This is a genomic window from Phycisphaeraceae bacterium (assembly GCA_019636735.1).
Lineage (GTDB): Bacteria > Planctomycetota > Phycisphaerae > Phycisphaerales > SM1A02 > VGXK01.
The window spans coordinates 499,559-524,878 of sequence record JAHBWY010000001.1; the positions used below are offsets into that span (position 1 = coordinate 499,559).

Sequence of the window (25,320 nt, forward strand, 5' to 3'; positions counted from 1 at the left end):
GGCCGGTTCAGCGATCGTCGTACTTCACGGGACCACTGAGGCGGCGCACGCCTCGAGCGTAGAGGCCGCGCGGGGCGGGCTTGGCGGGCGGCGGCGATGTCGAGGCTGCACTTGAAGTGCTTGGCGCCTTGGAGTCACCACCGCGCGAACCTTCGGACGGGCGAGAGTTGCCTGTCGATCCACTTGAAGCTGATCGTGAGCCGCTCTCGGTCCGCTCGTCGCCGCCACCGCCGGCGCGCGCTTCGGCGCCACTTGCGCCGGATCTGTCGTTGGCCCCGTTCTCTCCCTGAGCCGAGCCGCCTCGGCCTCGGCGACGGCGTCGGCGCTTCCGCTTGCCGCCTTCACCGCCTTCGGGTGCGTCGCCACGCTCACCCTGCGCGGCCGCGGGCCGGTTTGCATCTGGGCGCGGTTCGCGAGGGCGATCTTCGTGTGATGCTGAGGAAGAGCCCTCCGGCGCACCATCGCCACGGCCCTTGCCACCGCGACCGCGCCGACCGCGGCGTCGTCGGCGCTTCCTGCGACCGCCGCCTTCGCCATCGGGCGATTCGCCATCGTGATGGGTGTCACTCCCAGCCGAAGTGCTGTCAGCCTCGGTCGACTGAAACGGCGCCGCATCAGCACCCGTGAGCGCCGCGTCGGGCTGCTCCGGCGCGTGGAGCTTCATGGCGAGCGCCACCCACTCCGACGGGAGCACTGACATGTGGTTCTTCGCATCGAGCGGCCACGCCTCGGTCGCATGCTGGCGCAACTGTTCGAGCAGATCCTTGCTCGACACGCCGAGGTCCTTCGCAAGCAGGTGGACGCGGCGAGGGTCGGGCGGGGGCACGGGCTCGGGCGCCGGCCTGGGCGCGGGCGAGGATGAAACTGGTGAACCTGACGCAACTGATGAAGCCGACGCAGGCTCGTCGCGGCGATCGCGACCACCGCGACGACGACGACGCTTGCCGCGTCGCTCGCCGCCGGTCCCATCCTCGTCGCGACGAGCGCTGCGGGAACTGTCATCCTTCGCTGGCGCGTCGGAGTCGCCATCGTCCTCGGATTCAGCCGAGCGAGCAGCCCGCTCGGCCTCTCGACGAGCCGCCTTCTCCGCGTCGGCCTCGCGCTTGAGGCGTTCGCGGGTGCGGATCTCGTCGATCGCGCTGGGTTCATCGTCCTTCACCTCGGGAAGGTCATCGAATCCACCGGCGAGCGCGATACTCGCGGCATCGGCAGGCGCTGGGCGCCGTCGTCGGCGCCGTCGTCGACCACCACCTTCGCCCGCCTCCTCCGTACCTTCCGGCGCCTCGAACTCCTCAGGGGGCTCCGAAGGGAGTGCATCGAGGGCGGGAGCCTTCGGAATCGCCAGGCGCGCAATCTCGACGTCGGCGCCGCGTTCGTCGTACCCGTAGAGATCCACGCGATCAACTGGCAGCGCTTCGCTGATGCGCACATCGACGCGCTTACCGCTGCGGCGCTCGATCTCGTAGAGGCGCTCCCGCTTCGCGGAGAGGATCACGCTGGCGACCTTCACCGAGCAGACCATCTCGACGCGATGCACGCGCTCATGGCCGAGCAGCGCCTGGACATCGCGCAGAGCGAGCGCGGCGGTCGAGTCGGGGATCTGCACCTGTCCGATGCCGGAGCAGTGCGGACAATCCATGAAGTGCATTTTCTGCACGCTCGGTCGCATGCGCTGCCGCGTGAGCTCGATCAATCCGAACTCGCTGATCGAGAGCACCGTCGTCTTGGCCCGATCGCGCCGGAGGTTCTCCCGGAAGCGCTCCTCGATCTCGCGGCGATGCTTCGCCGAGCGCATATCGATGAGATCGCAGACGACCAGACCACCGAGGTCGCGCAATCGAAGCTGGCGGCAGATCTCATCCACCGCCTCGCGATTGGTGTTGAAGGCGTTCGTCTCGCTGTCGCGCGCCGAGCGACTTCGTCCGCTGTTGACATCGATGGCGACCATGGCCTCGGCCTGGTCGAAGACCAGCGCGCCGCCGCTGGGAAGCGGGACTTCGCGCGAGTAGATCGAGCGCGCCTGCGGCTCGATGCCGAAGGCGTGGAAGATCGGTGAAGGCCGGTCGTAGAAGCGGACCTTGGGTGGGTCCTTCGGGAACGCCACTTCGAGAAAGAGACTGGTTCGGTCGTACGCGCTCTCGCTGTCGACGACGATGGTGCTGACCGTGTCATCGACGACATCTCGGATCGTGCGAAGGAGCAGATCGCTCTCGGTGTAGAGCTCGCACGGCGCGCCACTTCGCGTCATGCGCTTCTCCATGGCCTGCCAGAGGCGCATCAGATATGCGGCGTCGCGCTGAAGTTCCGTGCGGCTTCGATCGAAGCCCGCGGTTCGCAGGATGAATCCGAACCCCTCGGGAAGATTGAGCGAGTCGAGGATCTTCCGCATCTGCCGGCGCTGTTCCTCGTCATCCACCTTGCGGGAGACGCCGACATTGTCCATCTCCGGCATCATCACCAGCAGGCGCCCCGGAATGCTCAGGTAGCTCGTGAGCGTGGGGCCCTTGGTGCCGAGGCCTTCCTTGATGACCTGAACGAGAATCTCCTGGCCGCGCTTGAGCGCCTCCTGAATCGGCGGCCGATCGCGCCGCGGAATCTTGCGGCCAACCGCCTCTGTGCGCTCCGCCCCGGGGAAGTAGCGCGGATGCAGGTCGCTCACATGGAGGAAGCCATTCTGGTTCTCACCGAAGTCGACGAACGCCGCCTGAATGGCGGGCTCAACATTGATGACGCGGCCCTTGTAGATGTTGCCGACGCTGGTCGCCGAGGCCTGGCGCTCGCCGAAGAATGACTCCAGACGGCCCTTTCGAACGAGCGCGATCCGGCACTCATCGCCGGGCACATCGTTGACGAGCATGATCGAGTCCGGCGAGCGCGCCTCGCGCTTCTCCGGTGAGTCGCGCACGACGACGATCGCCTTCGATGCCTCGACGCCGTCGGCTGGCGCCGCGGCTTCGCCCTCCTCGAATCCATCGCCCCGCTGCTCGAAACTCGAGAAGCTGTCGGGCAACTCACTCATGAACGACGGAGCCTCGACATCGCTCGTCGAGGTCATCGGAAGCGCGTCGGCGGGCGACGCCTCGTCGGCCGCGAGGTCGTCGCGCGCCTCGCCATTCAAAATCCCGGCCGAGTGCGACTCCGAGGCCACGGGTTCGATCTGCCCAAAGGCGCCTTCATCTTCGACCTGGGCGGCGCTCGGCGCGAGAGTCGAGTCGGGCGCTTCGTCACGGGCCGGGTCGGCCGACGCGGCGGCTCCCGCGGCGGCTCCGCGGTTCGCGTTCCCCGCGCCTGACTCAGCGTTCATTGGCTGAGGAAGCGCGTTCTCGATCGTCACCGGCGCTTCAGCGCCACCACCCCCCTGCGCGGGTTCCTGCTCCACCCCGTTCCACTTGTGCTCATGTTCTTCGAATGCCACGATCAACCTTCTGCCGCACTCGGGCGGCGGTTCGTGGCGGAGTCGCTTGATGAATCACGAAGACGAAGGAGGCGCTGCGCCCGACGCGGGCCGTAGAGCCCTCGTCGCGCCCGGTGCGCCTCGGTGTCGATCGCAGCCGACGAACCCCCGGGAGGGTGTTCGTACAACCGGCGCGTCTGACGCTCGTCGATGATCCATCACGCGGTCCGCCCTGCGGACGCCGTCGATGCGGCCGGCCCGCACGCCGTTGGCGGGGCCGACCCGCGAATCGCGGGTCCAAGTCTGTCCTCAATCGGGCGCCCCACGACGGGACGCCCATGTGCTCCATGTCCGGTTGCTTCAAACGCCGTTGTACGCGCCGAAGGTCTCCGGGTCGATTCGTCTCAGCTCGTCGCGCAAAAAGGTCTGGATCGGGCGCTCCGAGTCGAACGATCCCGCCCTGCGGGCCAGTCGTTCACAATGTTCCAGGTTCACTTGTCGCACCACTCGTTTCACGAGCGGAATCTGCGCCGGAACCATGGAGAGTGTACGCAGCCCCATTCCCACGAGCAACATGGTGAACTCGGGGTCGCCGGCGATCTCGCCGCAGAGGCTGACCTCGATGCCTTCATGGCGAGCCGCACGAATGACATTCTTCACCAGATGCAGAATGGCCGGGCTGGCGGCGGAATAGAGGCCCGCCACACGCTCATTGCCTCGGTCGACCGCGAGCGTGTATTGAACGAGATCGTTGGTTCCGATCGAAAAGAAGTCGCTCTCGGACGCAAAAACCCGCGCCATGAGCGCCGCGGAGGGGACCTCCACCATCATTCCGATCCTGACCCCTGCATCGAAGGTGAGCCCATCCTCGGCGAGCTCCTCGCAGACATCGGCGAGGATCATCTTGGCTTGTCGCAGCTCCATGAGCGTCGAGACCAGCGGGAACATGATCTTCACGGGCCCGTGCACGCTGGCCCGCATGATGGCGCGGAGCTGAGTCTTGAAGAGCGGTTGATCCGCAAGGCAGTAGCGGATGCTGCGAAGTCCAAGGAATGGGTTGCGCTCCGGCTCCTCCATCGCCTCCTGCGTGTACTTGTCCGCGCCGAGATCGAGCGTGCGAATGGTGATCGGTCGGCCCGCGAGCAATTCGATGGCCCGGCGGTAGACACGGTACTGCTCTTCCTCGTCAGGTGGCTCTGAACGCGTGAGGTAGAGGAACTCGGTGCGGAAGAGGCCAACGCCATCGCCACCGTTGGCGAGCACGGCCTCGACCTCCTCGGGGAACTCGATGTTGCCGAGCATCGCGATGCGTGTGCCGTCTCGCGTCACTGGATCAAGGGACGCTTCCTCTTGGACGACGCGTCGTCGGCGTGCGCCTCGCTCTGCGCGCGTGCGATATTCGGCGAGCATCGCCTCGTCGGGGGCGACGACGAGCACGCCCGAATCGCCATCGACAAGCACCAGGTCGCCATCGTCAATCCGCTCGGTGGCATCCTGACAGCCGACGACCGCGGGCAGACCGAGCGCCCGCGCCACGATCGAAGTGTGCCCCGTCTGACCGCCTGCATCGGTCGCAATCGCGATCACCTTGGCTCGGTCGAGGCCCGCCGTCTGGCTCGGCGTCAACTCGTGCGCGATGATGACCGCAGGCTCCTTGAGCTGGGCGATTCGGCTCTTGGTTTCGCCCATGAGCTTGCCCAGAACGCGTCGCTCCAGGTCAACGACATCGTTGGCCTTCTGCTCGAAGACGACATTGCCCATCTTCCTGAACTGGTTGATGAGCGACTGGAATTGATCGGCCACCGCCTGCTCCGCGTTGACGAGCTCATCGCGAATGCGGCCACGAATGATGTCGAGCAACGCGCGGTCGCGCAGAAGCCCCAGATGGAAACCGAAGATCTTGGCGGGCTCGGCCCCCAGTTCGCGTTCCGTGCGATCGCGGAGTTGACCGAGTTCGTCGGCGGCTTCTTCGAGCGCCTTGTCCAAGCGACGAAGTTCACTGTCGACTTCGCCCGCCGCAATGGTCCGTTGCGGAACATGACGCTCCGCTTCGCCGACATGGATGGCCCGGCCGAAGACGATGCCGGGGCTGACAGGAATGCCCTTGATCAGTTCCATGATGCCTCTCGGCGGTGCGTCCGGGTGGTCGTGTTCCGCAGCGTGCGGAGCGGGGACCGGCGGGGCGGAGCCGAAACGCCGATGGTAGCGAATCCCGCGTGGCGGGGAGCCGGTGCACCGCCGGTGGCCCGGGGGCGATGGCTCGCGGCGAAGGGCGTGGAGCGTTTCGGGGCGGTTAGGGCGGCATGCCACGGGTTTCTCGCTTGTGCTTGGAGGGCAACGGGGCCAGAATCGGGCCATGCATCCAATCACCTCGAATTGCCCCAACTCTCCCTCTCCCGAATCGGCTCCACCCCGCAGCCGCACCCTTCGCGCTGGGGCACTTCTCGCGCTTGGCCTGACCTCCATGGCTCTGCTCGCCTTCGGGGCGCCAGGGACAACTCCAGCATCGCTGGTCGTGACCTTCGACGGCGGGGCACCGAGCAATGTCGGCGTGTGGAACTACGGACTTCCACCGACCTATCCGAACAGCGGGGGCAATCCCGGGTGGTACCTGCACACAGCAGGCCTCGACACCTTCGCACCGCAGCTTCGGACCAATGGTGCGAGTGTCTTCACCGGCAACTACCGCGCTGACCGTATGAAGCGACTCGGTGTTGACCTCAACACCTTCGCGGTCGACTTCTCCGCAGCGGGGCGGCCGTTGGCGCTGATCCTGATGAGCAACAACAACACGCCTGCGAACCTGAACGACGACTGGGGCGCGTTCGTGCTCGGCCCGAACATCCCGGTGCCCGGGGAAGGTTGGAAGTCTTACGACTTCACCGTTCCGTACTGGGTCACGGGTGCCGCCATGCCGGCGGGCTGGACCGGCATCCAGTTTGGTCCAGGAGCGCCCGTTCCGAACTGGGACGCGCTGATCACCAAGGTCGATCGAGTCATCTTCTTCTACGGCAACCCCGAGTTCTTCTTCATCTTCCAGATGTGGACGGTAGGGGCCGACAACATTCGATTTGAACGGCGGATCGCCGACCTTGACAGCAATGGCCAGGTGGATGGCACGGACCTGGCACTCCTGCTGGGCCAGTGGGGCGCGTCCGGGAGTGCGGATCTGAATGGCGACGGGACGGTCGACGGGGCCGATCTTGCCCTTCTTCTGGGCGACTGGGGGCCCTGAGAAACTGGCCTCGGGCGTTGACGGCCAGTGGAGCGGGCCTATACTGCACCCGTTCATCCGGATGAACGGATGAATGCCCGATCGACCCTCTCCTTTCCGCCTCCATGAAGGACCCAAGGCCCATGCCCCCGACCGCCACCCGTTCGAATCGCTCGACCCGCTCCTCGTCTCCCGCCTCCAAGGGCGGCGCCGAGAGCGCGCCCTTCCTCGACACCGGACTCTCCTTGCAGGATGCGCCCCCATTCAAGGTGCGCGACCTCTCCGAGGAGACCGTGCGCTTCGGTCGCAAGGAGATCGAACTCGCCGAGCATGAGATGCCCGGTCTCATGGCCATCCGTCGCGAGTATCGCGGCAAGTCTCCGCTGAAGGGCGCCCGCATCACGGGCAGCCTGCACATGACCATCCAGACTGCGGTGCTGATCGAGACGCTGGTTGAACTCGGCGCCGAGGTGCGCTGGTGCAGTTGCAACATCTTCAGCACGCAGGATCACGCCGCGGCCGCGGTTGCGGTCGGCCCCAAGGGCACCGTGCAGAACCCGAAGGGCGTGCCCGTTTTCGCATGGAAGGGTGAGACGCTCCCCGAGTACTGGTGGTGCACCTGGCAGGCGCTGCGCTGGCCGAACGGCGAGGGCCCGAACATGATCCTCGATGACGGCGGTGACGCGACGCTCCTGGTGCACAAGGGCGTGCAGTTCAACAAGGCCGGCAAGGTTCCCGCCGCGGGCGCCAAGGACAGCGAGGAGTACGGCGTGGTGCTCGCCCTGCTCGCGCAGCTCCAGAAGCTCGATGCGAACTATTGGTCCCGCACCGCGCCGCAGATTCGCGGCGTCACAGAGGAGACCACCACCGGTGTCCTTCGCCTCTACCAGATGGAGGAGCTCGGCCAGCTTCTCTTCCCGGCGATCAATGTGAATGACTCGGTCACCAAGTCGAAGTTCGACAACCTCTACGGCTGTCGTCACTCGCTGGTGGACGGCATCATGCGGGCCACCGATGTCATGCTCTCCGGCAAGGTCGCGGTGGTCTGCGGCTACGGCGATGTCGGCAAGGGCTGTGCCCAGTCCCTTCGCGGACAGGGCTGCCGCGTGAAGATCACCGAGATCGACCCGATCTGCGCCCTTCAGGCCGCCATGGAAGGGTACGAAGTGGTTCGCCTCGAGGATGTGCTCGACAGCGCTGACATCTTTGTGACCGCCACCGGCAACTTCAACATCATCACCGCCGATCACATGAAGCGGATGAAGGACAAGGCGATCGTCGGCAACATCGGTCACTTCGACAATGAGATCGACATCGCCGGGCTCGCCAAGGTCCGAGGCGTGAAGCGCGTCAACATCAAGCCGCAGGTCGACGAGTGGGTCTTCCCGAGCGGTCGATCGATCATCGTGCTCGCCGAGGGTCGCCTGTTGAACCTCGGGTGCGCCACGGGTCATCCGAGCTTCGTCATGAGCACCAGCTTCACCAATCAGGTGATGGCGCAGGTGGAGCTCTTCCAGAACGCCAAGAAGTACGCCCGCAAGGTCTTCAAGCTGCCGAAGCTGCTCGATGAGAAGGTGGCGCGACTCCACCTTGAGAAGCTCGGCGTCCGACTCACCGAACTCTCTCGCGAGCAGGCGGAGTACATCGGAGTGGCGGTTGAAGGCCCCTACAAGAACGAGCACTATCGCTATTGAGTGATCGGCCCCGGGTCACTCGGCGTCGCGTGAGCGCGGCGCACGAACCCGAGGCCCGCTCGAAGTCAAGGCTGCTGTGGCGGCTGGGGCAGAGGAACACTTCTCCCCAGCCGCCCCGGAGCCTCCGTCCCGGAGAGCACATCGGCGATCGGTGCCCGGTCGTCGCTGCGCCCGAGGCGCACGACGGTGAGCGTGTCACGCTCGCTCTCCTTGCCCTGCTCGAGAAGGAGCAGCAGATCCGTTCCCGCGATGGGGGAGATCCAGAGCACCGGAGCCGGTCGCTGTACGGTGTGCACACGCGGCTCTGATGGCTCGCTCAGATCGATGATCACCAGTTCGGGAGCCGGTTCGAAGCGGCGCTGCGCGCCCTCGTCACTGCGGGCCTTCACCTTGCCAGCCGCGGCCGCGACAACCATGGTGCCGTCGCGGGTCACGGTGAGCGACTCAAGTCCGGGTCTGGTCGCGACGAATCCGACGCGCTGACGCGCCTTGAGATCGATGACGGCGACACCGCCCTCGGGACCGGCGTTCGCCACCACCGCGAGCGAGGCGCCGGGCCGAGTGATGATCACCACTCGATCGGGATAGGAGTTGCCGGCCGATCCGTCGGCGGCGGTGCAAATCTGCACGCTGTTCTCGAGGCGGCCTTCGAGAGCGGCATCGAGGTCGGTCAGCAGCACGGTTCCGTAGTTGTCGAGCGTGACAATCAGCGTGTTCGTCGTCGCATCTTCGCGGACGATCTCAGGCCCCGGGCCATGATCACGCGGTGAGTTCGGCGGGTGGTGTGCCTCGCGATCGCGATCGAACTGGAAGTCGGAGATCACGCGCAGGTCCGGCAGGGCCACGCGAATGAGCCGATGGCCCCGATGCTGTCCGTTGCGCGAGTCCTTCTGGAGCGTGATCCATGCGCTCGCACCATCGGGGCGCACCCAGATGTCCTCCGCCTTCGATCCCGACGGTGACAGGCCTCCAGCCCCGCGCATCGACCATGGCGCCAGGCATGGGGGGCCATCGGGGCATTCGGAGGCGCCAGCGAGCATCTTCGCACTCAGCATGAGGCCGTCATCGGCGCCGATCAGGAAGCCGTCGCGCGTCGCGCGGATCTCGTCGGGCTCCTTGTCGCTCTCTCGCGCCGCGACCTGCGGAGTCATGACGGTGGGGCCGCGTGGAGCGTCGCCCGTCGACTGCGGCGGCCTGTCGAGCGTCACAAACAGAAGATTGCCAGCGCCTTTCACCGGCGCGGTGACGCCGATGGTCCGGTGGCCCTGCGAGTCCTGGTGCACGGCGAGCTTGCGAAGCGCGGTCCACTTCGCATCTCGGGCGATCTCCCGAAGCATCTCGATGGTGCCGGTCTCGCCATTCACCCGGGCCAGCCAGAGGCCGCCCCCGACTGGCGTGGTGTAGGTTCCCACCACCTCCTGGGCGAGAGCCGCCGCACTGAACACGAAGCTCACACACAGAACGAGCGAAGTGCGGATGATGCTCTTCATGAGTCGAATGTCCTTCATGGTCCCAAGGTCATTGCCATGGCGCGCCACCCTGGTGACCGCCGGGCCTCGCGAGGTTGGAAGCGTACCGCTCCCGTGGTCAGGTCAACACGCGCGCATGATCAGCCGCACGCCTCACTCGCCACCGAACTCATGAGCGCCAGGGTTCAGACCTCGGTCACCCTCGACTGCCAGCGCGTGGTGAAGCGCTTCGGCGATCACCTTGCCTTGCGCGGTGTGAACGCGACCCTTGCGCCGAGTGAATGTCTCGCGCTCCTGGGGCCCTCGGGGTGCGGCAAGAGCACGCTGCTCAACATCATCACGGGCATGTTGCGCGTCGACGATGGTCGAGTGATCTGCGGCGACGAGGTGCTCGATGATCCCGCCACGCGCCGATTCGTGCCGCTCAGGAAGCGACGCTTCGCGATGGTCTTCCAGGACTTCAGTCTCTGGCCGCACATGACCGTCGCGGCGAATGTCGCCTTCGCGCCCCGGCTCGAAGGCGTCGGCAGCGCCGAGTGCGGGGAACGGGTCGCGGGAGCGCTGGCGCGCGTGCGCATGGAGCGCTTCGCCGACCGCTATCCCTCGCAGCTCTCCGGCGGACAGCAGCAGCGCGTCGCCATGGCCCGCGCGATTGCCGCGCAGCCCAGACTGCTGCTGCTCGATGAGCCGCTGAGTGCCCTCGATGCGGTCCTGCGCGAGGAGCTGCGCGATGAGATCGCGCGCCTGGTGCATGAGCTCGGCACACCGACGGTGTTCGTCACGCATGACCAGGGGGAAGCGCTGGCCATCGCTGATCGCGTGGCGGTGATGCGCGATGGCGAGATTGAACAGTGCGCCACCGCATCGGAGGTCTATCGAGCGCCTGCATCGGAGTTCGTGGCGCGCTTCGTCGGAGCGGCCAATGTCATCGCGGCTGACGACGGCCGTCCGTTGGCCGTGCGTCGGGAGGACCTTCAGTTCGTGAGCCCGGGGGCCGATGCGGCGGCCAGCTCTTCCGGGGGTGAAGTGCGGCGCTGGCGCGGGCGTGTGTCGGCGTGCATCTACCTCGGCGAGCGCTACGAGATCACGCTGGACCTCGGAGCGGCTGGCACGCTCCGCGGGTATGGGGCGCAGTCGGTGGCGCTCGGCGCCGAGCTCGTGGCGGTGGCGCCGCGCGCTCGCCTCATCACCCTGCCGAGCGAGTCGCCTCGATGAACGCCTCCCGTCGGAGCCTCTCGCGCCGCGAAGCGCTCCGCCGAGCCGGTGGGGCGCTCGGCGCCGCGCTTCTCTCAGGCGCCGCGCGGCAACCGCTGGCGGCGCTCCTCAGCGCGTCTGGCGCCGCACTGCTTCATGGGTGTCGGCAGGGGGGTGATCGTCTGGTGGTCTACGCCGCGAACCCACGACCGCTGGCCACTCGACTCGTGAATGCGTTCATGGAGGAGGAGTCGATCGCCGTCGATCTCTTCTCCGCGACGACAGGCCAGGTTCTGGCGAAGGTCGAAGCGGAGCGCCTCAATCCCCGCGCCGATGTGCTGCTTCTCGCGAGCGGTCTCGCCTCGGAGTGGCTGCGGCGCGAGGGTCGACTTGCCGCACTCGACTTGGACCGACCCGCGTGGGCCGACTCGGAGGAGCGTCGCGGGTGGGTCGACCCGCATGGCACCTTCGTGGCGACCGGCGCTGCATCGGTCGGCATCGCCACGCGCCTCGATTGGACGCGCGGTGCTGAGTCGTGGGCGTCTCTTCTTGATGGCTCCTTTATCGGCCCCGATGAGCGACGAGGTCGCGTGGTGATGCCGAGTCCGTCGCGCTCGGGCACGAGCGGCGACTTCATCATCCAGTGGGCGCTCCAGGCCGGCGACCGCGCGTGGGACCTTCTGATCTCGGCCCGCCGCAAGGCCATTCTCGAAGTGAAGGGGGCGAACTCCGAGGCCCTCACCAGCCTCGAGACGAATGAGAGCCAGGCGATTCTCGCCGCCGTCGACTACCTCGTCTGTGATCGCGTGGCCGCCGGGCATCCGATGCGCCTCTCCTTTCCGGAGTCGGGCGCGCCGATCGTGACCAGGCCCATCTGCATTCTGCGAAGTACGCGACGGCTCGAGTCGGCGCAGCGCTTCGTGCGGTTCCTTCTTTCGCCGCGAGCGCAGGCGATGATTGCGGCGGCCAACATGCTGCCTGCGGACCCTTCGATTCCACTCTCGCCGGTGCGTGCAGCGGCGGGTATTCCCCGACCCATGCCGATTGACCTCGATCAGGCGCTCGCGGAGCAGCGCCAGATCCTGCGCCGATTCCAGTATGAGGTCGAGCGCCTGGTGGTGATCTCATGAGCGCGGAGGCATCTGCTCCACAGCCATCGGCGGCCCCGCCGCGCCGCACGCGACCGAGCGCGATGCTGGTGGTGGCGCTCCTCATCATGGGCGTACTGGTCGTCTACCCGGCTCTGCTTCTCATCGCGCTGAGCATTCTGCCGGACCTCCCCGAGGGGCGCCTCAGCGGCGCGTTCGACGCCTTCCTTCGGATCGGCACCACGCCGGGTATTCCGAAGATGCTGCTCAACTCGCTGCTCTGGGGCGTGTCGGTGGCGGCCGTGGCGTGGGTCATCGGGATCCCGCTCGGATGGATCCTCGCGCGCTGTTCGATGCCGGGCCTGTGGATCATCCGGGCGCTGGTGCTCGTGCCGATCCTGACCCCGCCCTATGTCTTCGCGCTCTCCTGCACCATCGCGATGCAGCCGAATGGGTTGATCGATCGCTTGATCGGGACGATCCCCGACTGGCTTCGAGGTCTCTACTTCGGATTCGGCGGAGTCACGCTGGTGATGGCGCTCGCGACCTTCGCCACGGTGACCATGGCGGTCGAAGCGGGGATTCGCGCGATTCCAGCGCGCCTCGAAGATGCGGCAGCGATGTTCGGCGCCTCGCGACGAGTGGTGGCGTGGCGCGTGACCGTGCCGCTCCTGCTGCCGGCCATTCTGAACTCGGGCCTGCTTGTCTTCCTCGAAAGCGTCTCGAACTTCGGTGTGCCCGCGATCCTTGGACCCCGGGCGAACCTGCCGCTCCTGCCATCGGAGATCTACCACCTCGCGACGAGTTGGCCCATCGACTTTCCGCTCGCGATCGCCCTCTCGACGCTTCTCATGGTGACGGCGCTCCTCGCCGTGGCGGTGCAGCAGCGCATCCTCGCCCGCAGCACGCTCGGCTCGCGTCCTGCGCCGGCGCGACCGCCGCAGCCATTGCGATGGCCGGGCCAGTTGCTCGCGTGGGCGTGTGTGGCGCCGGTCTTGCTCATCGGCGTGATCGGACCACTCGCCGCCATGGTCCTTGCGAGCCTCGTCGGCAACTGGGAGAAGCCCAGCCTGGGACTGACGCTCGCGAACTATTCGGCGCTGCTTGCACCTGAGTCATCGGGTCGCCGCGCGATCATCACGAGCCTCTGGCTCAGCACGCTCGCGGCGACCATCACCACGGCGCTGGGGGCATTCACCGCGTGGACGGTGGCGCGACATCATGGCCCGGCGGCGCAGTGGCTCGATCGCATCAGCGTGTTGCCGAAGGTGCTGCCGAAGATGGTGATGGCGGTGGCTCTCATTCTCGCGTGGAATGCGCCGTGGCTGCCGCTCGATGTCTACGGCACCGTCTGGATGCTGCTTGTTGCGTATGTGGTCCTCTACATGAGCGACTCGATGCGCTTTGCCGACGCGGGGCTTCGCGCCATTCCCGCGAACCTCGAGCGGGCCGCGGAGCTCGCCGGTGCGACGCGGCTCGGCTCGTTCGTTCGCATCACCCTGCCGCTGCTGCGGCGCAGCCTGCTCGCGGGGTGGATCACGGCGTTCGTCGTCTGCCTGCGTGATCTGGTCGCCAGCGTGCTTCTGCTTCCGCCGGGCACCGAGACGATCGGCAGTTTCATCTTCAACCAGTTCGAGCAGGGGCGCTCTGGCGAGGCTCTGGCCATGGCGGTGCTGGCGACGGTGGTTGGCGGTGCTGTTCTGTTGCTGGTGCGATGGCTCTCGGGCGTCGAGCGGAAGATGGGCTAGCACGCCGTTCACCGGTCGTCACTTGACAATCTCGGGCGAAGGGGGACGATTCTCCGGTCATGCGCGTGATCGCATTCTTCCTCGGCTTCGTCGCGCTGGTCGTGGTCGGCACCGCGTCCTTCATCATCTGGGTGCTCGTTCGGGCACCCCGCGTGGAGCCACCACCGCGTATCTCCTTTGCCGAAGTGCGGACTGAGCCCGAGGTGCTCGACCTCGGTGTCATCGCGCAGTGCGGGCCGCCGATCGCCTTCAAGGTCAAGCTGGTGAATCCGAGCGAGCGGACCTATCACCTGAGCAATGTCATCGCGGCGTGCGGATGCACTGTGCCCGATCTCGATACACCGCTGCGCCTCGATCCCGGTGAGAGCCATGAGTTCCTCATCACGCTTGACCCATGGTCCAACGACGGCCCGCGCAAGCAGCGCGTCGACTTCATCTACGCCGAGGTCGGACGGGCGCCATCATTCCATGTTGCGTACGATGTGCAGTCGCCCATCACCACAAGGCCCGGAGCGGCGCACCGCACCGAGGCGCCGCAACTGGTCCTCCGCCTGACCGCGCATGACGGCGAGGAGTTCCTGATCGAGCGAGCTGAGCCCGAGGTCTTCGAGCCATGGATCACCACGCCAACGGTCGAGACGCATGTCAGCCTCGACTGGGCGCTCGTCGACAAGGCGGCGGTCGTCCATCCAGAGCGATTCGAGTTCGATGAGCAGGGGCGCTGGAAGCGGGGCATCGTGACGATCACGACCAGTCGCCCGGAGTGCCGCGACATCAATGTCCGCGTCTACAACCGCGGTTCGGTCAAGGCGGGCACAGGCTTTGGCGCCGGTTGATTCGTGGCTTCAGGTGAAGTGCTCTGCCTGGGGGGCGTGCGACTTGACGAAGCCGATGAATCGACGCCGCGCCGCGTCGTCGGGGAAGCCGCGCGTGCGGATGACGATCACATCCGCGTTCATCCATAGTTCGATCCGCTCGGGGTGCTCCTCGATCGAGGTCAGCGAAGTCCATAGGCACTTGAGTTCCACATCCTGACACTGCACGAGCACGCCATCGTGTCGCGCCTCGATGACGAAGGGGACCGCGTCGAGTCCGCGGTAGTACTCCTTCACCATCCTGCGGAGCGAGCGACGGGTCGAGGCATCGAGGAATGGGCGGGAGATCCACCAGCCGAAGGCGGTTGCAAAGGGGGCGACAAGGAGCGCCGCCGCCATCTTCGGCCCGAGCGGAGTCCGCATGAGCGTCACGGTGATGGCAATCGACACCATGACCACTGACAGGGTCACCGCCGTGCGCGCGCGCTGTCGCTGCGCCCGCCATGTCGGGCGGCGCTGCGCGGCGTCGAGGGTGACCTGCATGACCTCCTCGAGCGTGGCTTCGAACTCCACGCGTTCGATGGCTGGAGCGCTGCTCGTCACAGGCGCACTGTACAGGGCCGCACGCCCGGCCGACCCGGCGGTGCGGCGGCCCTTTGCCTTGCGAAGGCGATCACACGGCGCGGATCAGCATGGAGACGGCATTGCCGCCACCGAGGCAGAGGCTCGCAATGCCTCGCGTACCGCCCGTGCGTTTCAGGTGATGCACCAGCGTCGTCAGGACTCGGGCGCCGCTCGCGCCGATCGGATGTCCGAGGGCGATGCCGCCACCACCGATGTTCAACTTGCTCTCCGGAATGCCCAGCGGCGTGATGTCGGCGAGGACCTGCGCAGCGAACGCCTCGTTGATCTCGAAGAGGTCGATGTCCTTGACCGTGAGCTTGTGCTTCGCAAGGAGCTGCTCGATGCCGATCTTCGGCGCGATGAAGAGCTCCTTCGCGGGAACACCAACGGTGTTCCACCCTTCGATCACGGCGAGCGGGGCAATGCCGAGCGCCTTTGCCTTCGCTTCGCTGGCGACCAGCAGCGCGGCTGCGCCCTGGCTGATCTGGCTCGCGTTGCCCGCGGTCACTGTGCCATCCTTGGCGAATGATGGTCGCAACTTGGCCAGCGCCTCGAGCGAGGTGTCGGCCCTGAAACCCTCATCCGCATCGAGGCCCACCTTGCCGCCGATCTCCTCAGCCGTGAGTGGAACGATCTCCGACTTGAACCACCCCTCCTTGGTCGCCTGCGCCGCTCGATGGTGGCTTTGCACCGAGAAGCGATCCTGATCCTCACGCGACACGCCATGTGCACGGGCGATGTGCTCCGCCGCCATGCCCATGCCCCAGTTCTCGAAGGGACAGGTCAGACCGTCAGCCTCCATGTGATCGAGGAGCTTGCCAGCGCCGAACTTGATGCCGGCGCGGGCATGCACCATGTGCGGGGCGAGGTCCATGTTCTCCATGCCGCCCGCCACGCAGAGTTCATTCAGCCCGGCGCGGATACCACCGGCCGCGAACATGACCGACTGGAGTCCGCTGCCGCAGACCTTGTTGACCGTCGTGGCATTCAGCGTGTCGGGAAGCCCCGCGTGAAGTCCCGCCTGCCGCGCTGGATTCTGGCCGAGGCCCGCCTGAAGAACGCTCCCCATGAAGCACTCGTCAATGTGCGCCTTGGCATTGGGGTGATCATCGAGCAGTGCCTTGATGACGCGAGCGCCGAGCTTCGTGGCGGGAACTTTCGACATCACGCCACCGAACTTCCCGATGGGGGTGCGGCGAGCAGCCAGAATCACGGCGTCGGGCATGAGGAACTCCTTGGGTTGAGATGTAGTGCAGAGGTGCACATGCGTGGTGCAGATGCAAAACCAAGGTGGATGATAGCCTCCGCCGCATGAGCCGTATGGAGCACGACGCACCATCGACTGGGAGCCCGGCCCTGGTCGGGGAGAACCTGACCAGCCTCCAGACCTTCATCCTCGAAGAGGAGGCTCGCTTCCCGGACGCGTCGGGCGAATTCAGTTGGATTGTCTCGGCCATCTCCCTCGCGGCCAAGATCATTGCCTACAAGGTGCGGCATGTGCGCCTCCAGTCGATCGTGGGCTCGATCGGCACCACCAATATCCAGGGGGAAGAGCAGATCAAGATGGACGCGATCGCCAACGAGGTGATCATGCGGGTCCTCGGCAGTCGACCGTCGATCGCCGTGCTGGGGAGCGAGGAGGATGAGCATCCGCGGATCCTGCGCCGCGGTCACGAGGGCGGAAAGTACTGCGTGCTCTTTGATCCACTGGATGGCTCGAGCAACCTCGACACCGCCGTCGGCGTCGGGACCATCTTCACGATTCTGCGGAACGACCCGACGATTCCCGGGGCGATCGAAACGGTCTGCCAGCCCGGCATGCGGCAGGTGGCGGCGGGCTATGTCCTTTACGGGTCGAGCACGGTGTTCGTCATCACCACCGGCTACGGAGTGCACATGTTCGAGCTCGATGCCGCGGTCGGAAGCTTCATGCTGGTCAAGCGTGATCTGCGGATGCCCGACTCGAACAGGGTCTATTCGATCAACGAGGCCTACAGCGAGGGCTTCCCGGCTGGATACCAGCGCTACCTCCAGTGGGCGCACGGCAACGGGTATTCCGCGCGGTACATCGGATCCATGGTCGCCGATGTTCATCGCACGCTCGTCAACGGCGGCGTGTTCCTCTACCCACCGACGCGCAAGCACCCGACGGGCAAGCTGCGCCTCCTCTATGAGGCCAATCCCATGAGTTTCCTGGTGGAGCAGGCGGGAGGCGTGAGCACCACCGGCACCCAACGGACCATGGAGGTGCAGCCGACGCAGTTGCATCAGCGCACCCCGCTCGTCATGGGATCGGTCTCCGAGGTGAAGGCCGTGCAGGCGCACTTCAAGAGCCCCGCCGATGCGCTGCCCTGACCTCCAATCTTGCCCCTCGCCATCACAAGGATGAAGGCCCATGAAGTTCTCACTTCACCGGAGTCGATCGCGCCAGCTCCATCAGTCAGGAGCGACCGCCGTGTTGCTTGTCACCGCGGTGATGGTCACAGGCGCTGAGAGTTTCACCGATTCAACGAGCGCATCGCCGATGCAGGGGCAGGAGCCGGTCGGTTCGGCGCCCATCCTCGGCTGTGTCGGCCACGCAGCGCTCTCGGGCGATCGAGTCATCTTCGAGAGTGCAGGCGATCTCTGGATGGCGCGCGTGCCCGTCTCAGGTGACGGCGGCGGAGATGGGGTCCTCGAAGCGTCGCGCCTGACGAGCGGCGCTGGAGTCGAGCGCTGGCCCACCATCAGTCCCGATGGGTCATTGGTCGCCTTCGTGGGCGAGTACGACGGCAATCCGGAGGTCTATGTGATGCCCGTCTCCGGGGGCGTGCCGACGCGGCTCACTTTCCATCCTGGCCGCGACATTCCGCTCGGCTGGACGCCTGACGGCACGGAGATTCTCTTCCGATCGCAGCGATTGAATCCCCAGGGCATGTGGGAGCTCTTCCGGGTTCCGGTCACCGGCGGTGCCGCCACGCGAGAACCGATCGGTGAGTGCTCGCTGGCGTCGATTGATCCTCGTACAGGTCGGCTCGCGTTCACTCGCTGGAGCAATGAATCGTGGAACTGGCGCGGCTACCGGGGTGGCACCGCGCCGGAGCTCTGGGTGACGGGGCCCGATCGCGCCCAGTTCACGCGCCTCACCGATGTCTCAAGCAATGAGCTCTTTCCTTCGTGGGTCGCGGGGAAACTCGCCTTCCTCTCCGATCGAGATGGCACAACGACCATTCACCTGATGGATGGCGAAGGCGGTTCGCGGCGCGTGCTCCTGCCTGCCGCCGAAAGCGGCGCGGGATCCTTCGATGTCCGACGGCTCGCCGCCGACTCGGCGCCGAACTCCACGCGGCTGGTTTTCAGTCAGGGGTGCCGGCTCGGCATCATCGATGCCGACAGCGGCGCGGTGCGCCGATTTGATGTCATGCTCGTCGGCGATCGCCTCGATGAGCGGACACGGCTGGCCGAGCCGCTCAAGGCGCTCTCGGGGATGTCGCTCTCGCCGGATGGCTCCATCGCGGCGCTTGAGAGCCGCGGCGAAGTGCTGCTCGTCCCCATCGGTGCGCCGACAGCCGGTCGGCCGCAGAGCTGGCAGCAGTTCCCCCGTCGCAGTGAGACGCGGGACTTCGGCGTGGCGTGGGTCTCGCCCCGAGCACTTCTCTATGTCAGCGACCGCGATGGAACCCCGAGGCTGGTCCTTCGCACCTTGTCAACGGATGGCGTTGATCAGGAGATCGAAGTTCCAACCGGCGTGCGCGAATGGATCTTTGCGCCGGAAGTGAGCCTCGACGGTCGTTGGGTCGCCTTCGCAGACAAGAGCCTCCGCCTCCATCTCGTTGACCTTCAACAAGGCGTGAGCCGAGTGCTGGCGACCGCGACCGCGGGCGAGATCACCGACTATCGCTTCTCACCGGACGGCAAGTTGATCGCCTGGGTTGAGCCGCGGCGCACCGGCTTCTCGCAGATCCGCATGGCGTCGACGGTTGATCAGAGTGTCGACACCATCGTAGGTCGCGGCATGACGATGGACTTCGAGCCCCGCTGGGATCCAGCGGGGAAGTTCCTCTTCTTCCTCTCCAAGCGGCACATCGATCCGCTTCTCGATGCGTTCGAGTTCAACTTCGTGAATCTCAATCCGACGGTGGTGTGCGCGCTGCCCCTGGCGGAGGGCACACCTCCGCCCATTCCCGCGATGGCCGCCGCCGCGGGCTTCGACCTCGAAGTGTGGGCCAAGCCGCCCCAGGGAGATGACGCCGAGAATGGCAGCAACGCCGAGGAGACGGCGACCGTCAAGGGTGCCGGGAAGCAGCCGACGCCTGCCCCGGTGAAGTTCGAGTTCACGGCGAGCCTCTCCGATCGAGTGGCGCTCCTTCTGATTGAGCCGGGCGAGATCTCCTCGCTCGAAGCGGTCCATGGCGGCCTGCTCTACATGCGGCGCAAGCCTCAGACATTGAATGAGGAGATCTGGCCGCCGCCGCCACTGGGCGTGCCCGGCGCGGCGCTTCACCGTGTGACGCTCGTTGACGGCGAAGACACGCCGCTCATCACGGATCTCTCCGCCTACGCCATGAGTCGCGATGGCTCCACGGTGCTGGCGGCTGCGGGCGAGAGGCTGGTTGTGCTCCACCCGGGTGAGGCTCATGCCGGGGGGGAGGCAGCATCCGCCGAGGCCGCGGAAGCGCTCGATCTCTCCGCCGTTCGGGTGACGGTCGATGTCCGCGGCGAGTGGCGGCACATCTTCGATGAAGCATGGCGCCTGCAACGCGACTTCTTCTGGCGCGAGGATCTTGGGGGTGTTGATTGGGACGCCGTGCGCCAGCGCTACGAGGCTCTTCTGCCGCGCATCGGCAGTCGTGGCGAGCTCAATGAACTCATCGGGCAGATGATGGGCGAGCTCGGTGTGAGCCATCTCTACATTGCCGGCGGCGATGACTTCGCGCGGCCGCGGCCGATCAGCGTGGGACTCCTTGGCGTGGATCTTGAGCGGCAGGGCGATGCGATGGTCATCGCGCGCATCCTTCCCGACTTCTCGGCGGAGGGCGGTCCACCGAGTCCGCTCGCGGCGCCACACCTTGGCGTGGCCGTGGGGGAGGTCATCCTTGCAATCGATGGTGTGCCGCTCGACCCTGCGCGTGATCCCCACGAGCGACTGGTCGGTCGTGGCGGGATGCCGGTGGCACTGACCATTGCCGACGATGCCACCGGCGCGAAGACGCGACGCCTTGAGGTCCAGGCGCTCGAAGACGATCACGACCTCCGGTACCGTGCCTGGGTCGAGACCAATCGATTGCGTGTGCACAGGGAATCGAATGGAAGACTGGGGTACATCCACCTTCCCGACATGGACTCCGAGGGCCTGACGGCCTTTGTGCGGCAGTTCTATCCCCAGCTCGACCGGGAGGGAATGGTCATTGATGTCCGGGGCAATGGCGGCGGTTTCGTGAGCCAGATGATCATCGAGCGCCTGGCGCGGCGCATCTACGCGTGGTCGCTACCGCGCCACGGCGCGCCGGAGACCTACCCGCAGCGCGTCATGGATGGACCGATCGCCGTCATCATCGATCAGCATGCGGGCAGTGACGGTGACATCTTTCCGGAGAGCGTCCGTATCCGCGACTTGGGACCGCTGATCGGCAAGCGCACCTGGGGCGGTGTCATCGGCATTCGCCAGGACAAGCCCTTCATCGACGGAGGCTCCGCCAGTCAGCCCGAGTACGCCTGGTGGGAACCGCTCCGCGGCTTCGATCTTGAGAACACCGGAGTCGCGCCTGACATCGAGGTGGACATCACGCCGCCGGATCGCGTGGCGGGTCGGGATCCTCAGCTTGATCGGACGGTGCAGGTTCTGCTGAATGCGCTTCGCGAGCGGACCCCGACTCCCGTACCGCCTCGCCCTGGTCAGCTGCGCGCGACCCCCTGAGTCGCGCCATCAGTCGATGCCAGCGACGCCTCGCCGTCTCGGCGGGAACGCCGAGGTGATCGCTGATCTGGCTCCACGAGAGTCCCTGCTTCCAGAGCAGCACCAGCTCCCACTCATCGGGCTTGAGCGACGGAGGCGCAGAGTCGTGGTCGGTGAGGGCAGGTCTCTCGTCGTGGCGTGGTGCCGAACGGGCCGCCTCGGCCTGGCGTCGTTGACGGCTCACCTCCTCGCGCACCTTGTCGACATAGGCGCGGTGGAGAATGCGCTTCAGGAGCGCCCGGCCCGCGGCATCATCGACACCGCCCGGTCCCATGCGCAGCAGGCGCCGAATGGTGGTGGCCACCAGGTCGTGCGTGTCGAAGCCGAGACGCGAGTGACGCCGATGGAGCGAACGCGCAATGGCTTCGAGCGACGGCTGCCAGAGGCGAAGCAAGTGATCCAGCGCCGTCTCATCGCCCTGCTGCGCGCGGCGGAGGAGATCTTCCTCGGTCTCTCGCGATCCGGGGCCAGTCATGGTGAATCGCGCCTCACCTGGGAGATCGTCCTGCTGATGACGAGAGCGAGCCGAGGGTCACGAGGAGCGGCGTCGGCGCCCATCGCTTCGAGTCGGGCGAGCGTGTTGGCTCGATCGGCGCGGGCGCTTGCCAGATCGGCCAGGATCGAGGCGACATAGGCCACGGCCTCCGTCGAGCGACGGATCGGATCATCCTCCGCGAAGCGCTCGCGCCACCAGGGGAGGTCCTCGGTCATCAGGGCCAGCGCGCGACCCGCTGAGGCGCGCTCCAAGTCGGTCAGCGCCAGGTTCACCGCCGCCAGCTTCGCTTCGAGATGGTCTCGGCGCCCTCTGGCAGTGGCGCTTTCAATCAGGGCCGCCCAACCGCTCCGCTGCGCCTCGACGGTGCGCGAGGCCAGATCGGAATCGGGAATGCCGCGTTCACCCACCAGCCACTGCATCGCCAGCACTTGCGGTGCGGTGCTCAGGCCATCGGCCCGCGCAAGATCACCGAGTGAATCGACATACTGGCTCAGCGCCGCCTGCGCACGGAGCTGTCGAGCCTCGGTGGCCAAGCGGTCGGCTCGCCGACGGCTCTCCTCGATCAGTCCGTCGATCCAAAGCCACGCGACGAGTGTGACCGCCACCAGCGCCGAGGCGCCGAGGACCCAGGTCACGGGATCGCGTCGAACGGAGAGTTGGAGCGACGCCGCGATTGAGGGGACTTCGCTCGGGAGCGGTCGATGCGCAAGCCACGCCGACAGGTCATCGGTAAGTGCTTGAGCGGTCGGCGGTCGCGACGCCGGGTCGGGCGCCATCGCGCGTCGCCAGATGGACTCCAGTCGATCTGCATCGGCGCGCGGCGATGGCGGGGCGTCGATGGCATCAAGGCCATCGGCACACCATCGCAAGACGGCGCCGAGCGCGTAGATGTCAGCGGCCGGTCCCGCTGGCGCGCCGTCGAGCACCTCGGGCGATGCGAAGAACGGCGTGGACTGGATCGACGCCGCGTCGAGGTCGGTGGGCTGAGCGGCGCCGAAGTCACACAGTCGTGCTTCGCCAGATTCAGAGACGAGAATGTTCGCCGGCTTCACATCGAGGTGGAGCACGCCGGCGGAGTGCGCCGCAGCAACGGCCTGCGCGATCTGTCGGACGACATCCACGGCGCCACGGCGACCGAGGACCGACAGCACGCCCGGATCCTCGAGGGTTCGACCCGCGACAAGTTCGGAGACGACGAACCCCCGTCCATCCGGTGCGACTCCGGAGTCAAGCCATCGGACCACCGACGGGTGCTGCACCCGGCTGCCGCGGAGCAACTCCGGCTCCGCGCGATGCGCAAGGTGGGGCGGGAGCACCTTGACCACCACCACATGGCGATAGGCGCCATCGCTGTAGCGTCGATCAATGGCTTCGAACACCTGTCCCGACGAACCTGTGCCAAGCTCACGACGCAGGTCGAAGCGATGATTGTGCCCCGCACACGGGGGGCCGAACGAGCAGGGGGCCTCCAGCGCGTCCCTCGCATCGGGGTCCGACGGTCGATGCGCTGTGCCCGATACACCGACTGTCTCGTCGCCCTGAATCCATGCGTGCACCAGGCGCAACCGCGCCACCGCTGCAGCGAACTCAGGCCCCAGCGCCGCGACACGACGCGCCATCTCAGGAAAGCCTGGATCGTCGAGATGATCTCCAAGCGAAGCCGTGACGGCGGCATCGAGCACGAGCTCACGGTCCGGACCCCTCCGGAATGAACTTCGCCATCGCTCCACGGATCGCTCGCGCCCAAGAAGACGCCGAACCTCCGCATCGATCTCGATGGAGTGCACATCATCGACGAGGCCTTCCGCGCGCAGAACCTCGACAACCCGCTCGAAGGGCGGATCGCTCGCCTCGCGCCGGTAGAGCGCCAGCACGCGTGCGACGGCGTCGGCCATGGGTGGCATCGTGGCACCACTCGGCGGCGCGGTCAACGAGGTGGGCCGTGATTTCGGGATGAGAGCCGCCGAACCACCACCCACGGTTCGGTCTGTGCGGGTGGGCGGCGGCAATCTCGCGGAAATCCGAAGTCCTTCGCACTCCGTCTCGCAGAGAATCGGCGGAAAATCAACGGTGCGTGTCTCGCTCGAACGGTCGGCGTCGATAGATCGGGGCACGGAGGCGGAGAGACAGACTTGAACGACTGAAGAAGGAGCACTGCTCGGGGCCACTGCGATGCCGAAGCCGGCCTCTCATGGCAGGGGTTCCCGTGATTGCTCCAAGGAGGATGTCCCATGGGAGCTATGAATCGCGCGGCGCGTCTTGGTTTCCTCGTCCTGATCATCGGGGCAGGCGCGGCGGCTGTGAGTGCGCGTCCGTCCAATGCGGTCGCCGGTTCAGCGGTCGAGGTGGTCAAGGGTGATCCACGCCTCGACCTCGCTTGGGCTTTGGCGCAGGGCGGCATGACTGACAGGGATTCGACGCGTGTCAGCGTGGTCCTTGTCGACGGGGTGGACCCCGCCGCTGAGAACCAAGTGTTGACCGTCACCTTCACCGCGGAGTTCTGGTGGAAGGCCGATCGCCCGGGGCGACCAGGGGCGCTCCAGATGATGCGAGGTCGCGTGAACATGGACTGGTCGCGGGCCTTCCGCCATGCCATGCGTGATCGAGCGTGCAGCGGCGATGAGGTTCCATTCGTTCCGCTTCGCGCGATTGGCGATCCGGCGCTGCCTTTCCCTGCGGGCGAAGTGGTGCTGATGCGCCTGATCAAGGTGCATCACGCGGGAGCGCTGGCCTCGGTTCATGAACGCGCTTTCGCTCCGGTGATGCCGTCGGAAGTGCGAGTGGAGTGTCTGCCGGTCGCACTGGATCTCGAGACAGGGGTGCAGGTCCCGACGAGTTGGCCTGGGGGGTGAACCAGGTGTGCCCAGGGGTGGGATGGGCGTGGAGTTGAAGTCCTCTCATCAAGGAGTCGCAGTCATGTGTCGTTGTGTCAATGGGTTGGTCGTACTGATGGTGTGGTTCGTCGTCTGTTCCGCAGCAGTTGCGCAGGCCGAAATGGCTGTTGAAAGCCCGGCCAGTGAGCCCGAGGTGATCCTGACGCAGGCGCTCGTGGCAACCGGGTTCGAAGTGCAGTTCGCCCATGATGTGGCATTGCTGGCCACCGCAGGCGTCATTCGAATCCAACTGCCCGAAGTGTGTCTCTCGTACCTCGTCACTCTGCACTGGTGTGAGGTGATCGACGGCACCCCCATCTACCGCGCTGTTCGATTCAGGCTCGGCGCGGAGTGCTTCCACCACTTCTTCCCGCCTGACGGGATCTGTCCATTGCCGGAATGTCCTCTCGGAATGAAGCCATTTCACAAACTGCGCGCGAATCCATCGGTGCCGTTGGGACTGCCGTCGGGCGTCTGCGTGTACGCCGAGTTCGAGGGCCCCGTGGAGACCGTGTGCGACATCTCTGTCGCATGCGAAGTCCTCCCTGACCTCGCGTCGGAGTCGTGCGACGACCTCTTCGAGTGTGTTCCAGCCACGCCGACGGACAATCCCAAGCCTGGCTTCATGCCCGAGGTGTGCCCGCAATGTGATTGACCGTGGCGACCACCATTGAAGGGTCCGGGGCCGTGTCAATGCGAAGAGGCGCGACACCAGTGGCGCGCTGCTTCGCGCCGATCGTGACTTGCTTCGGTTCAGCGATCGAGCCCTTGAGACA

General features: G+C 66.3%; 16 protein-coding genes. 10 read left to right on the forward strand and 6 right to left on the reverse strand.

The window, feature by feature from the left end:
* Positions 1-7: 7 nt before the first annotated feature.
* Positions 8-3,415 carry an Rne/Rng family ribonuclease gene (locus KF724_01920; GenBank protein ID MBX3354437.1) on the reverse strand — a complete coding sequence of 1,136 codons (3,408 nt, stop codon included), beginning with the start codon at positions 3,413-3,415 and terminating at the stop codon, positions 8-10.
* Positions 3,416-3,754: 339 nt separating this feature from the next.
* Positions 3,755-5,512: a phosphoenolpyruvate--protein phosphotransferase gene (ptsP, locus tag KF724_01925; GenBank protein ID MBX3354438.1), complete on the reverse strand. Its 1,758-nt coding sequence runs from the start codon at positions 5,510-5,512 to the stop codon at positions 3,755-3,757.
* 346 nt (positions 5,513-5,858) lie between these two features.
* Here ptsP and KF724_01930 point away from each other — a divergent pair, with 346 nt between their 5' ends.
* On the forward strand, positions 5,859-6,629 hold the full coding sequence (locus KF724_01930) for a hypothetical protein (protein ID MBX3354439.1): 771 nt from the start codon (positions 5,859-5,861) through the stop codon (positions 6,627-6,629).
* A gap of 122 nt (positions 6,630-6,751) precedes the next feature.
* Positions 6,752-8,302, forward strand: coding sequence for an adenosylhomocysteinase (ahcY, locus tag KF724_01935; GenBank protein MBX3354440.1), 1,551 nt, complete (start codon positions 6,752-6,754; stop codon positions 8,300-8,302).
* A 65-nt stretch (positions 8,303-8,367) separates the two neighbouring features.
* Here the strand turns inward: ahcY and KF724_01940 are convergent, their stop codons facing one another.
* Complete coding sequence (locus KF724_01940) at positions 8,368-9,792, reverse strand: hypothetical protein (protein ID MBX3354441.1); 1,425 nt, start codon at positions 9,790-9,792, stop codon at positions 8,368-8,370.
* Between the two features lie 150 nt (positions 9,793-9,942).
* Between KF724_01940 and KF724_01945 the strand changes: the two genes are divergently transcribed.
* From KF724_01945 to KF724_01960, 4 genes are read left to right on the forward strand one after another with little or no spacing between them, the layout of a single operon-like run.
* Positions 9,943-10,986, forward strand: a complete 1,044-nt coding sequence (locus KF724_01945) for an ABC transporter ATP-binding protein (protein ID MBX3354442.1) — start codon at positions 9,943-9,945, stop codon at positions 10,984-10,986.
* On the forward strand, positions 10,983-12,095 hold the full coding sequence (locus KF724_01950; protein MBX3354443.1) for a substrate-binding domain-containing protein: 1,113 nt from the start codon (positions 10,983-10,985) through the stop codon (positions 12,093-12,095). Before KF724_01945 ends, KF724_01950 begins: the two co-directional genes overlap by 4 nt.
* Positions 12,092-13,801, forward strand: coding sequence for an iron ABC transporter permease (locus KF724_01955; GenBank protein MBX3354444.1), 1,710 nt, complete (start codon positions 12,092-12,094; stop codon positions 13,799-13,801). The genes KF724_01950 and KF724_01955 overlap by 4 nt, the downstream gene beginning before the upstream one ends.
* A gap of 59 nt (positions 13,802-13,860) precedes the next feature.
* Positions 13,861-14,637: a DUF1573 domain-containing protein gene (locus tag KF724_01960; GenBank protein MBX3354445.1), complete on the forward strand. Its 777-nt coding sequence runs from the start codon at positions 13,861-13,863 to the stop codon at positions 14,635-14,637.
* Positions 14,638-14,646: 9 nt separating this feature from the next.
* Here KF724_01960 and KF724_01965 read toward each other — a convergent pair whose 3' ends face one another.
* Together KF724_01965 and KF724_01970 are read right to left on the reverse strand one after the other, a co-directional pair.
* Positions 14,647-15,219, reverse strand: coding sequence for a hypothetical protein (locus KF724_01965; GenBank protein MBX3354446.1), 573 nt, complete (start codon positions 15,217-15,219; stop codon positions 14,647-14,649).
* 70 nt (positions 15,220-15,289) lie between these two features.
* Positions 15,290-16,465, reverse strand: a complete 1,176-nt coding sequence (locus tag KF724_01970; protein ID MBX3354447.1) for a thiolase family protein — start codon at positions 16,463-16,465, stop codon at positions 15,290-15,292.
* Positions 16,466-16,560: 95 nt separating this feature from the next.
* Between KF724_01970 and fbp the strand changes: the two genes are divergently transcribed.
* Complete coding sequence (fbp, locus tag KF724_01975; protein MBX3354448.1) at positions 16,561-17,595, forward strand: class 1 fructose-bisphosphatase; 1,035 nt, start codon at positions 16,561-16,563, stop codon at positions 17,593-17,595.
* Between the two features lie 40 nt (positions 17,596-17,635).
* Positions 17,636-21,136, forward strand: a complete 3,501-nt coding sequence (locus KF724_01980) for a PD40 domain-containing protein (protein ID MBX3354449.1) — start codon at positions 17,636-17,638, stop codon at positions 21,134-21,136.
* 510 nt (positions 21,137-21,646) lie between these two features.
* On the opposite strand, the gene KF724_01985 is transcribed toward KF724_01980, so the two are convergent.
* Positions 21,647-23,566 carry a serine/threonine protein kinase gene (locus tag KF724_01985; GenBank protein MBX3354450.1) on the reverse strand — a complete coding sequence of 640 codons (1,920 nt, stop codon included), beginning with the start codon at positions 23,564-23,566 and terminating at the stop codon, positions 21,647-21,649.
* A 336-nt stretch (positions 23,567-23,902) separates the two neighbouring features.
* Here KF724_01985 and KF724_01990 point away from each other — a divergent pair, with 336 nt between their 5' ends.
* Positions 23,903-24,523 (forward strand): hypothetical protein, encoded by a 621-nt coding sequence (locus KF724_01990; protein ID MBX3354451.1) that lies wholly within the window; start codon positions 23,903-23,905, stop codon positions 24,521-24,523.
* Between the two features lie 64 nt (positions 24,524-24,587).
* Positions 24,588-25,199, forward strand: a complete 612-nt coding sequence (locus KF724_01995; GenBank protein MBX3354452.1) for a hypothetical protein — start codon at positions 24,588-24,590, stop codon at positions 25,197-25,199.
* The last annotated feature ends 121 nt before the right edge of the window (positions 25,200-25,320 follow it).